At 48.3% G+C, this 12,596-nt stretch carries 11 protein-coding genes; 10 read left to right on the forward strand and 1 reads right to left on the reverse strand.

The features are described from left to right. Window positions 1–186: 186 nt before the first annotated feature. The 10 genes from ACN0YN_RS25230 to ACN0YN_RS25275 all read left to right on the forward strand — a co-directional run bounded on the left by ACN0YN_RS25230 (window position 187) and on the right by ACN0YN_RS25275 (window position 11,625). Entirely contained in the window at window positions 187–882 is a 696-nt protein-coding gene (locus tag ACN0YN_RS25230) for a hypothetical protein (RefSeq protein ID WP_417387802.1), read from the forward strand. 68 nt (window positions 883–950) lie between these two features. Then, a complete protein-coding gene (locus ACN0YN_RS25235) occupies window positions 951–2,201 on the forward strand; it encodes an isopeptide-forming domain-containing fimbrial protein (RefSeq protein ID WP_417387803.1) in 1,251 nt (416 codons plus the stop codon). 466 nt (window positions 2,202–2,667) lie between these two features. Next, on the forward strand, window positions 2,668–3,006 hold the full coding sequence (locus tag ACN0YN_RS25240; RefSeq protein ID WP_417387804.1) for an STAS domain-containing protein: 339 nt from the start codon (window positions 2,668–2,670) through the stop codon (window positions 3,004–3,006). A 161-nt stretch (window positions 3,007–3,167) separates the two neighbouring features. After that, window positions 3,168–4,286, forward strand: coding sequence for a serine hydrolase domain-containing protein (locus tag ACN0YN_RS25245; protein WP_417387805.1), 1,119 nt, complete (start codon window positions 3,168–3,170; stop codon window positions 4,284–4,286). A gap of 109 nt (window positions 4,287–4,395) precedes the next feature. Further along, the gene (locus tag ACN0YN_RS25250) at window positions 4,396–5,208 is read left to right on the forward strand and encodes a lysophospholipid acyltransferase family protein (protein ID WP_417387806.1); all 813 of its coding nucleotides are present in this window, start codon (window positions 4,396–4,398) and stop codon (window positions 5,206–5,208) included. Window positions 5,209–5,626: 418 nt separating this feature from the next. Then, window positions 5,627–6,343: a pyridoxine 5'-phosphate synthase gene (locus tag ACN0YN_RS25255; RefSeq protein WP_417387807.1), complete on the forward strand. Its 717-nt coding sequence runs from the start codon at window positions 5,627–5,629 to the stop codon at window positions 6,341–6,343. Window positions 6,344–7,006: 663 nt separating this feature from the next. Beyond that, the gene (glnA, locus tag ACN0YN_RS25260) at window positions 7,007–8,419 is read left to right on the forward strand and encodes a type I glutamate--ammonia ligase (RefSeq protein ID WP_417387808.1); all 1,413 of its coding nucleotides are present in this window, start codon (window positions 7,007–7,009) and stop codon (window positions 8,417–8,419) included. A gap of 354 nt (window positions 8,420–8,773) precedes the next feature. Then, window positions 8,774–9,217, forward strand: coding sequence for an Hsp20/alpha crystallin family protein (locus ACN0YN_RS25265; protein WP_417387809.1), 444 nt, complete (start codon window positions 8,774–8,776; stop codon window positions 9,215–9,217). 576 nt (window positions 9,218–9,793) lie between these two features. Further along, entirely contained in the window at window positions 9,794–10,609 is an 816-nt protein-coding gene (locus tag ACN0YN_RS25270; protein ID WP_417387810.1) for an HAD-IIA family hydrolase, read from the forward strand. Between the two features lie 224 nt (window positions 10,610–10,833). Then, window positions 10,834–11,625, forward strand: a complete 792-nt coding sequence (locus ACN0YN_RS25275; RefSeq protein WP_417387811.1) for a phosphoadenylyl-sulfate reductase — start codon at window positions 10,834–10,836, stop codon at window positions 11,623–11,625. A gap of 6 nt (window positions 11,626–11,631) precedes the next feature. Here the strand turns inward: ACN0YN_RS25275 and ACN0YN_RS25280 are convergent, their stop codons facing one another. Then, window positions 11,632–12,582, reverse strand: a complete 951-nt coding sequence (locus ACN0YN_RS25280) for an endo alpha-1,4 polygalactosaminidase (protein WP_417387812.1) — start codon at window positions 12,580–12,582, stop codon at window positions 11,632–11,634. Window positions 12,583–12,596: the final 14 nt, after the last annotated feature.

Raw genomic sequence — 12,596 nt, forward strand, 5'->3', positions numbered from 1 at the left:
GACACTCCTGGAAACGAATACCAGGAGTGTCACCCCTTGTCTTTTTAAGTTTCATTTCTGCTCTACTGTTTCATCTCTTACGGCTAATTCTCTTCTGTCATCCCTCAGGACAACTGATCGTAGAAACTCTTAGTCATGACGAATTCAAAACGACAAAATCGATCACGCTTATTAACGTTACTGTTAATGACCCTGATCGTTTTTGTCATGGATGTCCCTGCTGCCTGGTCTCAACAGATGATCGGCGGACGACAGTACAATTCGGGGAATCAATTCTATCATCCTCTGAATCAGCGCACTCCACCCGGGGTTGCCGGCCAGTGGGCGTCGATGTCAGGTCAGGTTCAACCCGGTTATATTCAACCGATGAAATTCAGTCTGCCCTCCAAAGGAAATCTGACCTTTTATGCAGGCGGTCCTGATCAGGCGATTCCAAAAACATCTCCAGCTTCCATCGGTTTTGGAGTTGGTTATGTGTATCGCGTTAAAATCAGCGGTATGCCGGAATTTCCGGGTGTCGAACTGTACCCGACCATTGAGTTGATTGATCGTCTTCATCCACCTGCCGGTCTGGCTGAACAATATCCAATACCAGTCAGTTTTACGGCGGAAGATATTGAGCTGGTATTATCCGGAAGAATGGTGACAAAAGTCGTTTATCTGGAACGGCCTCAAACTGCCGTACCTGCTCAGTTTGATCGACAGCCAACACAAACAATCACCGCACAGAAAAACCTGATCGCCGAGGCTGATCTGCTCGGCCGTCCGATGCTGATTCTCAGAATGGGGGGGCGTCTGCCTTCTACAGTTGGTGAAGATCCTGCCTTTTTCGGGAACGGGGCACCTGTCGTTGAAGTAAATTCACCTGCTGTCAAAAACTGAAGATTCGTTTAACCAAAGGAAATTCCGTGTTCAAATTGTCGTTTAGAAATCAAAGAGGAGAATCGCAAATGCAGCGTGTCTGCTCTCTGGCGGCGATCATGCTGATGTCTGTCAGCAGCGGGTGTTCCAGTTTATCTCCCGTTTCGGTTTCCATGCCCTGGAATAAGTCATTGACAGAACCGGTAAAGGAACAGGCTCCTGCGGTTCAACATGCCGACTTTGACAGCAGTGAAGGAGCTGTGACTCTGTCAGCTCCTGCTCAACCAGTGGCTCCCGTTTCAGCTGTGCAGCAGGTTGCCTACTATCAGCCTGCTCCTGTCTGTGAACGACCTCCTTATTGTGAATTTTCTCCCGCTGTAGAACGGGATTACACACTCCCGGCAGGCACGGATCCTGCCATGGTGAAAATGTATCCCGATGAATATCTTTTTGATGGCGGTGATCGTGAGAACCCGGTTCACTATGACGACTACAGTCGTCTGGGCCTGGATACGGAAGACACCGTAGTTGAATACCAGACACATAAAGGCAATCACGAAGTCAGAAAATCGAATCGTGTCGCAGTCTACGCTCCCCGGTTCGCTGCCATTCGTTCCGCCAGTTCGCCTCTCTCTGGAACATCGGTGGATACACTGGCCACGACAGAAGATACTGTTCATGGTGTGGGCTTAGATGCGCGAACTGTAATCACACAGCACAAACAGCGTGAACAGCTGGAAGGGATTCGCATGCGATCCCGTGCCAGTGGGGTGGAAACCGAACAGCAGCAGGGGGCCGTCGGCCAGACTGCTATTCTCGGTTCCCATACCAAGCTCAACAATCTGTTTCAGGATACAGCTACCGAATCAACCGGACAGTTTGATCAGTCTGATGAAGCTCGCATAGCCTATCAGATTCAGGCAGCTGCGATCTGGTCTCGAACTCAGTTTCCAGTCATTGCCATCCGTCAGCAATCCGCGCATGCTGCAAAGAGTGCCGTCAAGCCTGAAGAATATGTGGGCATTGAAGACAAACGCAAAACAGAAGGTAACCTGAAACTGGTTAAGCTGGCCGACAGGAAAAACGCGGAACCAGGTGATATCATCACCTTCACCATCAAATACGAAAACGTGGGTGACTTCGACGTCGAAGGCATCAAGATTGTTGACAACCTGACACCGCGTCTGGAGTACATTGAAGACAGTGCCACTTGTGATCGTAAAGGACGACTGGTTGTAGAAGACAACCAGGAAGGCAGCCTGATACTGACCTTTGAAGTAGATGAAACTGTCAAGGGGCATACGGGGGGCGTCGTCACCTTCAAGGCACGAGTTCGCTAATCAGAAACAAGCGATGAATTTTACCTCATAGAACCAACTTTGTGGATTCCCGCGAATCCTGAGCCCGTCGTGCAACATGCAGGACGGGCTCATTTTTTTTGCACAAGCGATTCCGTGCTGCTCTCAGAAAAAGCAGTTCTGTCTTTGGCCTGTGTTTCAAAATGCTACAGGGTGAGGTGTTTTACTGCAGCCTTTCAGGCGTGACTCAGAGATCCGTGTATCAGGTAGTGTTAAGATTTGGATATAAAATCTTATTTTACAGTTACTTAAATGCCTGAGAGCTAGTTCGGACACTTCGATCAGTAAATATTATGTATAGGCATTGTCAGTGGCACATGAATTGCCAGTATCTGTCTTGGAATTTGTCAATGAGATGCGAAGTCTCACGCGGAACGCAGTTGTTCTTTTTCTCATTTTTTATCGCTGACTTCGCGTCCTGTATTCTTTTTGAAAAGGATAAAATTCGATGACGGTGCAACAACAGGGAGGAATTCTCCAGGTATATCACTCAGGACCTTTGTGTGTGGCTGGTTTCGGCGGTAGAGATGTTCTGGATACTTTCAGTGTGAAAGGGATCCGGGATGAATTACTGGAGCTGGTTAAAGTACAGCAGTGCGAAACACTGGCACTGGATCTGACAGGAGTAAATCTGATTCCCAGTGGAATGCTGGGATTGTTGTCCTCAATCAGGAACCTTGGGATTGAAATTCACCTCTACAATCCTTCCGAAGATATCAGGGAAGTACTTGAGATCACCGGAATGAATCAGTTTATGCAGTTGCATGATGTAGAAATTCCTTATTAAACAAATCCTGAAGATTATGCTGAAAAGCGAAAGCTGACATTCCTCAGCTTTCGCTTTTTTTATGCAGTCGCGGCGGGGCTCCTTTTCAAAAACACGACCAGAGAGTAATCTGGGTTCCTGGCTCATCATGGTTCTGTCCTGGTTTCAATCTGGTTGGGAAGATGTCTCGTTTTATTTCTGATCACTGGCAAAAAGTCGAAAAACTGATAGATGAGTTCTGTCAAACCGATCAGGTTCCCGCAATTGCATTGAGGGTGGTTGCAGGGGATGAGTCACGCAGTTATTTCAGTGGCCGCCGGGCAATCACTGATCAGTCTGCTACGCTGACTGCTGATACCATCTTTCTGGTCGCATCCATTACCAAGCCAATCGTCGTCTCGGGAGTATTGAAGCTGCTGGAAGAGGGCGAATTATTGCTCGGCGATCGCGTTAAACGGTTTATTCCGGAATTCGGTTGTGCGGGAAAACATGGAATCACGTTACGGCATCTGATGACGCACACTTCCGGACTGCCGGACATGCTCCCCGATAATCAGGAGCTACGCGCTGCCAACGCTCCACTCTCTGAATTTGTGAGACAGATCTGCGAACTTACCCCCGATGAACCACCTGGCAGAATGGTGCAATATCAGAGTACGGGGATTGCAATTCTGGGGGAAGTCATTTCACGGATTACTGGTCAGTCTTGTGCCGACTATCTACGGCAGTCTCTGTTTGAACCTCTGCAGATGAGTGATACCGCGTTGGGATTGCCTGATGAGTGGACGCGGGGAGAGAATCCTCGTATAGATCGAATCGCAGAAATCCGAATTCCGGCTGAACTGGATGTGGAGCCACATTGGGACTGGAACAGTTCTTACTGGCGACAGTTCGGGGCACCGTGGGGAGGGCTGCTGACGACTCCTGCGGATCTGAGTAAGTTTGCCGGAATGCTGCGAGCGGGTGGCCGATATCAGGATCAGCAGATCCTGTCCCCCCAGACAATTCGTGAAGCAACACGCGATCAGTTACCTTCGATCACCGGATTATCTTTTGCCGCCAGACAGGGGAAAGGCTGGGGGCTGGGCTGGCAGATCGTCTCTGCATTCAACAGTGATTATTATGGTGATCTGCTTTCCCGCTCTGCTTTTGGGCATGGGGGAGCGACGGGAACCGTGTTCTGGGTCGATCCGGAACTGGATGCTTCGGCGATTATTGTGACGACGGAGCCACAGGAACCTCATGGACGATATCTTTCCCGGATTACAAATCAGATTGTTGCATCCATTGAACCTGTGTGAAGTTATTCCTCACAGGATGAGAAATGGTTGCCATGATTTTTTTAATCGGATTATAATGCACTCCTCTGCGGATGAGATCTTGTCACTGTAGTTCGTATTTTTATGAATCATGATGAACCCTGAAGCTGCCGCCATCCTGACACTGCTGTTCTACCTGCTGGTTACTTCAGCTTTGCTGGTCTATCAGGCTTTACATCTTCCGGATGGCTGGCGTGCCTGGGTCTTATTTGCGATTACACGGGTCTATGCGCCTGGTCTCTGGCGATTACGACGGAATCGGCGTTGTCCCTTCCCCGGAGATACTTCTGGTATCGTGATTGCCAATCATCGCAGTCCGACAGATCCGATAGTTCTCTGGTATAATTCTCACTTGGGAAACCCTCAGAAGAAGATGCGCTGCATCAGTTTCTTGATGGCCCGGGAGTACTATGAACTCCCCGGTCTGGTAGGTTGGATTTCACGCGCCATGCATTCCATACCTGTTGACCGGAATGGTCAGGATGTTGTCCCGGTAAGGGAAGCCTTGCGGCGTTTAAAAGACGGGGGGCTGATCGGAGTTTTTCCGGAAGGCGGGATTCAGGAAGGTCGAGCCATTTACGATGCCAATTCCGGCATTGCCTTTCTGGCTCTGCGATCGAAGGCTCCCGTGTATCCGGTCTATATCAACAACTCCCCTCAAGGCCGGAATATGATTGAACCATTCTATTCACGGGCCGATACCTCGCTGGTTTATGGAGAACCCATCGATTTGTCTGCATACCATGGCAAACGACTGACGCGAGAAGTGCTTGAGGAAGTCACCACTCTGATGATGTGGAAACTGGCTGGATTGGGTGATACTGAATATCTGGGTGGCCCCAGGCCTGATTCTCTGGATGCAGTAATCCCGATTCCCGCGGATCGATATCATACCGCAAACTGAATGAATTCAGCCTGAATAAAAATCAGGTCTCCTCGGCAGTTCCGTGAAACGGCAAACTCCCGAAGGATTCTGGTCGATGAACGACTGCCTTTCAGCAATTGTTACACCGACCAGAATTACCCCCGGGGTTGCCTGCTTCCAAGCTTTTTCGGATTGCCTGTCGGTCGGACTTTCGGCATGTAAGATTTATGAGTGATGAGGACTATCGGGTATTCGACAGCGCAGTCTGATCTGCGACAAAAATATTATTTTTTTGAAATGAAAAGGTCAGTTTGTCCCAGATTACGGGATTCCGATTCTGGATAATCTGATAAAAATCCATATGATGCAGTTGTTAACCACGCGATTGCTGTGAACCTGTTTCATTTCAATCTGTCAGAACAGTATTTCAGAGATCCCTTAAGAAAGAATGTGAATCATGCCGGCTCTGGGTGTAAACATTGATCATGTCGCAACTGTACGTCAGGCACGTTTAACATATGAACCAGATCCAGTGTGGGCAGCTGTCCTGGCGGAACTGGGAGGGGCGGATGGAATCACATTGCACCTGAGAGAAGACCGGCGTCATATTCAGGATCACGATCTCTACACAATGAAGAAGACCGTTCAGGTCAAACTGAATCTCGAGATGGCTGCTGAAGAAGAAATGACTCAGATTGCCCTGGATGTCCGCCCGGATCAGGTTTCTCTGGTTCCTGAGAAAAGAGAAGAGTTGACCACAGAAGGGGGACTGGATGTCATTGCGAATGCAGAGCGTGTGGCACAATGTGTCCAGAGGCTGCAGCAGGCCGGGATAGAAGTCAGTCTGTTTATCGATCCCGACCCGGCGCAGATCGCGGCGTCCAGAAAAGTGGGGGTGCATGCGGTTGAATTACATACCGGTCGGTATGCGGATGCCTCTTCTGCGGGAGAGCAGGAACAGGAATTAAATATCCTGAAAAAAGCGTCTGCGTTCACGGTTGAGCAGGGAATGAAATTACACATGGGGCACGGTCTTACCTATCGAAATGTGACCCCCGTGGCAGCGATTCCTCATGTCAGTGAATTGAATATCGGCCACAGTATCATCTCCCGGGCTGTACTGGTGGGAATGGAGCAGGCCGTGCGTGAAATGAAGTCACTAGTCACGATCTGACTTCAGAGTCGAGCTGCACCAGGGACTCCTGTTCACAGATTATTGCGAGGGGCTTGTTAATAAATGTCGTTTAAATAACAGTTCTGATCAATTCTACTGAGTACTCTTGTTTCGCTGTTTTTGCTAACCCTCAGAAACCTCAAAGTTGTATGCTGCAGCTTGAGTCGTGTCTTTTTTTTCAGGGACTGATTTGGCAGAGAACTTAATGTTTGACAGTAGATTTCTGCTGCTTGATTGGTTAAGGTGAAAATCAAACTAGCAGAGCGCATCGCCCGATAGAATCCGTCAGCTTCGAGTGTGGATGTGTTTTGTGCCTGAGGGTTTCGGTATGGTTGCGAATTCCTGCAATCGCTGTTTTCCCAGCCGATCTACTTCTACTCATGATGAATTTAAGTAACCCGGAAAAGGTGAGTTTTGTTGCTGCTGCCTGATACAGGTTGTCTGTAGCAATGCTCATGGCAAAAACGAGTAAAGAGAAAAGCGTTCCAATATCTGAATCGTTTTGGTTTTACATGAATTGCTTACACGTAGTCTGGTAATCTTTTTTACTGGCTGCGGTCTTTGCTTGAACTTATTTTGGAAATGATCGGTTCTTCGCAGGACAGGGTATGGCGGACCTCTTTACCTGCTGGTTTATTCAGAAATATAGAGGAGCAAATTACGATGACTCCCAAAGATTTTTTTGCCTTTGCAGAAAAAAACGGCGCAAAGATGGTCGACTTGAAGTTCACCGACATCTTTGGTACCTGGCAGCACTGTTCTTACCCCATCAGCACCTGGGATGAAGGTACTTTCGAAGATGGCGTCGGTTTTGACGGCTCTTCCATTCGTGGCTGGCAGACAATCGACAGCTCAGACATGCTGGCAGTGCCAGACCCGGCAACTGTTAAGCTGGATCCGTTCTTCAAGCAGCCTACAGTGAGTGTGCTGGCAGACATTGTCGATCCGATCACCAAAGAGGATTACAATAAAGATCCTCGGAATGTTGCCAAGAAAGGTCTGGCTTACCTGCAGCAGACAGGAATTGCCGACACCTGTTTCATTGGTCCCGAACCGGAATTCTTCATTTTTGATGATGTACGATATCTTTCCAACCAGAGAGGTGCCATGTACGAAATCGATTCCTCAGAAGCTGCCTGGAACACAGGGCGTTCTGAAGAGGGGAACCTGGGACATAAGGTCGGTTATAAAGGCGGATACTTTCCTGTTTCGCCCAGCGATTCTTATGGCGACCTGCGTGCGGAAATGGTGGAGGAACTTCAGAAAGTCGGCATCGTCGTTGAAGCCCATCACCATGAAGTTGCTACCGCAGGACAGTGTGAAATCGATATGGAATTTTCACCTCTGCTGCAGATGGCTGACCAGTTCATGTGGTACAAGTATATCATCAAGAACGTCGCTAAACGTAACGGGAAAACTGTGACCTTCATGCCCAAGCCTGTGTTTGAAGACAACGGTTCTGGAATGCACACGCATATCTCACTCTGGAAAGATGGTAATACATTGATGGCCGGTGAAGGCTATGCCGGAATGAGCGAGCTGGCGCTGCATGCGATCGGCGGGATTCTGAAGCATGGTCGGGCACTGATCGCTCTGTCGAATCCGACTGCTAACAGCTTCCATCGTCTGGTGCCTGGCTTCGAAGCTCCTGTGACGTTGGCCATGAGTCAGCGGAACCGTTCAGCTTCCTGCCGTATTCCAATGTACTCCGGTAGTCCGAAAGCAAAACGCGTTGAGTTTCGTTGCCCGGATCCAACAGCCAATGGCTATTTGAGCTTTACCGCTTTGATGATGGCCATGATTGATGGTGTGCAGAATAAGATCGATCCTGGTGAGCCACTGGATCGTGATATTTATGACATGACACCTGAGGAACTGGCTGAAACCAATGTCGCTCCTAAATCTCTCGACGAAGCGTTAATCGCTCTCGAAGAAGATAGCGACTTCCTGACCGCCGGCGATGTCTTTAGTGAAGACTTGATTAAGTCCTTCATCAAGTTCAAACGGACCGAAGAGTTGGATCCGATCCGTTTACGCCCTCATCCCTACGAGTTTGACCTTTACTACAATGCCTGATCTGAACTGGATTGTAGTTTAAGGGGATCATTTAACTCGCAGTAAGTCGTCTGATTTACTGCGAGTTTTTTTTGTTTTGAAAGCCTTAGTGCCAAAATGGCGGATTTGAGTGTATCTTGAAAGCTGCCATATAGGCATGATTTTGTGGTGGCGGCGGCTGACTTTGGTTCTGTTTTTATTTTTGTGATTTAGTGTAAGTGTTTTGTGAAAAACAAGTTATGATAATTCGTGTTGTTGGTGTGTCTAAAATGGCATGGATTGTGCAAATGGTAGTCACTGTCAACTAATGAAGTATGCCCTTCGGGCTTCATATAATTAATTCAATGTTGTTTCTGGATTTAAGGAGCAAAAGCCATGTTAAGCACACGAACTCACAAATTAGGTTTCCCCTTTTCAGCAAATCTTCGTAACGAATTAGATGATGCGTTCAGCCAGATGTTTGGAAAGTCATTGTCAGGTTTGGAAGGGGCCTATTCGCCGTTATCAGTCTGGGAAGAAGACAGCAAGTATCACATTGCTCTCGATGTTCCAGGGATGACAAAGGAAGAGCTGTCACTGGATATTCAGGATGGCCACCTGATCCTCACGGGTGAACGCAAAACGGTTGAAGAACGGGAATTCCTGCATAACGAACGACGTTATGGCAAGTTTAAACGAGTGGTGCAGTTACCAGACTGGGCCGACCCGTCCTCGGTGAATGCGACCTTGGACTCTGGTGTTTTGACGGTCGTACTGGATAAAAAGCTGGAAATGCAGCCGAAAAAAATTGAGATTCATGATCTGACAAAATCAGAATAACAATTGATTCTGTTTCTGATTTTGAATGATATTATTAGTTGCTCTGCCCTGGTCAGCTTCTCAAAGTTGGCCAGGGTTATTTATTGGTATTCGGGATCTGGCAGTCCAGATAATCTGGTTCCATAAATCCTCCCGAAGCTGACTATTTCCTGAGCAGCGTCGCTTAAATGCTAAGTCCCACTCAGATGCTCAGTGTGAGATCCCTGTAAAGATTTCGTGGTTTTCAAATCAAACCTGCAAAATAGTGCATGCTTAATGTTCTTTAGTAATAAGGGCTTAGGTTAATGTGGGGTGATCGGCATTTCTTCGGCGGCCCGGACTCCGGCACGGCAATTGCGATGTCCTTGAATTAACTATCTTAGAAATGCGCCAAAATTTCTTCAGCAGATGCTACCTGATATGAATTGTTCTCATGGTCAAATTGGAGTTGAAAACTAAAAACTCAATTCGCCTCTGAATAGCAGGCAACATTCCAAGACCCGATTCAAACACTGATTTCTCAGTGAGCGCGCTCCAGCATCTGAAGATCACCCACATGAGCCTCGACTCATTTTATTAATTCAAGGACTGAACGTGATGTTACCAGGATTTTTGATTGACATGGATGGTGTGATTTACCGTGGGACTGACCTGATTGACGGGGCAGTCGGATTTATCAATGAGTTAAAAAAACGTGATCTGCCTTTCATGTTTTTAACTAATAACAGCCAGAGAACCCGCCGTGATGTCGTTACAAAATTGTCCCGGATGGGAATCACCGTAGGGGAAGAGCATATTTTTACCTGTGCGATGGCGACTGCCCGCTTTCTGGCACAAAGTAAGCCGAACGGGACTGCTTATGTGATTGGGGAAGGGGGTCTGCTGCATGCATTGCATAGAAATGGTTATTCGATTGTAGACCACGATCCCGATTATGTTGTCGTCGGCGAAGGCCGGTTGATGAATTTCGAAATGATCGAAGCAGCTGTTCGCATGATTGAAAATGGTGCCAAACTGATTGCCACAAATATGGACCCGAACTGCCCGACTCAGAACGGAACCAGACCTGGCTGTGGCGCGATTGTTGCCATGTTGGAAGCGGCGACAAAGAAGCAGGCCTTCAGTGTTGGGAAGCCGAGTCCGGTTATGATGCGAAGTGCCCGGCAGGAACTCGGTATTTCCTCTGCCCAGACTACGATGATCGGCGATACAATGGAAACCGACATCCTGGGAGGGGTTGAAATGGGCTACCGTTCGGTGCTGGTGCTCTCAGGGGGGACTTCCCTGTCCGATCTGGCCAATTTTGCTTATCAGCCTGATCTGGTGGTGGACAGTATTGCTGATCTGAATAATGATGAATTCTTTCAGTATGAAAGGACTCGATTTCATAAGGCGGAGCGGCTATTAGCCTGAAAATCCAACTGTCGTGGCGCTTTCTTCGGTGATGAAAGGGGAAATTCGCTCTGATTGGTTCAGAACCCGTTCATGCGCGCATTGAGGTATTTCTGGTGGTTCGCTACAATTCCTGAAATTATCACGCTTTCGTGATTCCGTACTCTATTTTCAGGATTTTGCAGGAACTTCGATGATCTGCTGATTTCTTTCCATCGAGCGAAATCAGCAGCAGGAATATTTGAATGGCACGTCTGACACAGGCAGATTTATCAGATCTGAATGAGTCCTTTGAAGAACGGACTCCATTGGAACTGATCCACTGGGCACAGGAAATGTTTGGCACACGGCTCGCAGCATTATCGTCGATGCAGCGGGCGGGGTGTGTCGTAGCCCATATGTTGAGTGAGATTAAGGCTGATATTCCCATTCTGTTTGTCGATACCGGAGTTTTGTTTCAGGAAACCCTTGATACCAGAGATCGTCTGGTTCAAGAGTATGGCGTCAACATCGTCACGCTCGAGCCTGCCAAAACAATGCAGGAACAGACTGAGGAACTGGGCATACTTTATCTTTCTGTCGAAGGGCAGGAGCAGTGCTGCGATCTGCGTAAAACTCAGCCTCTGATCCAGGTTGCCGAACAGTACGATGCTCTGATTGGAAGTCTGCGTCGTGCGGATGGCGGTCAACGCGCCAATGTACCCATTCTGGCGATTGATCCTGCGATGAACTGTCTGCGCGTCAATATTCTGGCAAGTCTCTCCAAGGAAGAGTTTCAGGCTTACCTTGAGGAGAAGCAGGTCATTACCAACCCGTTGCATAAGCAGGGGTACCCGACGATCGGCTGTAACCGGTGCACGACTCCGGTGATGGAGAGTGAACCCGGTCGGGCAGGCCGCTGGCGACATCTGGGACCCTGGTCACAATATTGCGGGATCAATCCGACTGATGTAGCCGGTAAGCATGCTCCTTCGATTGAACTGCCACAGGATCTGGTCGATCGAATTCTGGGACGTGAAACCGATTTCATGATCTGATTGATGTCACTCAGATTCGGTCGGTTCCAGGTGTAAACGTGTTGTGGAACTCCCCCAGGCGGGAATAAAACCTGCGGCGTGGCTTTTCTGGAAGAACTGCTTTCGATCGGCCTTCGTATCTGTATAGCCAAGCGTGAATACGGATGTGAAGCCCTGCTTCTGGATCTGGATCATCTCGCGTTCTTTGGATTCGATCCAGTCACCGGTATGCATGTAAGCCGATTCCCAGAGTAATCCGTCCGGGTTGTGAGGGTGTGCCTGCTTCAGGTTCAGCCCGGGAACGAAGACACCCGTCGCATCTCCGACAAAGACTGTCTTGCCGATCAGATTCAGTGCTCGGTTTTGCATGATGAATTTTTCTGAATTCACTGCTTTGATTTCACGGATGAGGGAAACCATCGCTGTCACACTTTGAACTCTTCGTGGAACACTCCATTCTTTGTTTGAAATATATAAATCAACCGAATCGATGGTATCCAGAAACAGACCGTCGACTGGCAGTTGATAGATCTGCTTGATCCGTTGCTTCAGAAAATCACGCCAGGCTGGTTGGCTGACATCCATATGCCAGGACTGGAACGTTTCGTTTTTACTGAGCGTCAGATCTGCCAGAGTTGTCTGAGGAGCAGATTGCTTTAAATACTGTTGGAATTTCTGTTGTTCAATCTGTCCCAGTTCTCCCACGCTGAGATAGGCGATCACTATTGCTTTCAACTCATGCGCTCGCGCAGCCAGCTTTTGAATCTGTGCTGTAGATAATCCGCGGAGTTCAACAACAATTACCTGTCCCGGTAGGATCTGCTGCTGCAACTGGTCTAATACCTGCTGATCGCTTCCATAATAGATTTGAAATCCGGTCGGTTTGAAACGATCTGGCTCACTGGCGGAAAGGGGCTGGATCGTCGACAGAATAAGGCAGAGCACAAAGAGCAGTCTGTGAGACAAGCGTAAATTCATGGGATTGTTTCCGT

It is taken from the genome of Gimesia sp., assembly GCF_048260065.1.
Classification (GTDB): Bacteria; Planctomycetota; Planctomycetia; order Planctomycetales; family Planctomycetaceae; genus Gimesia.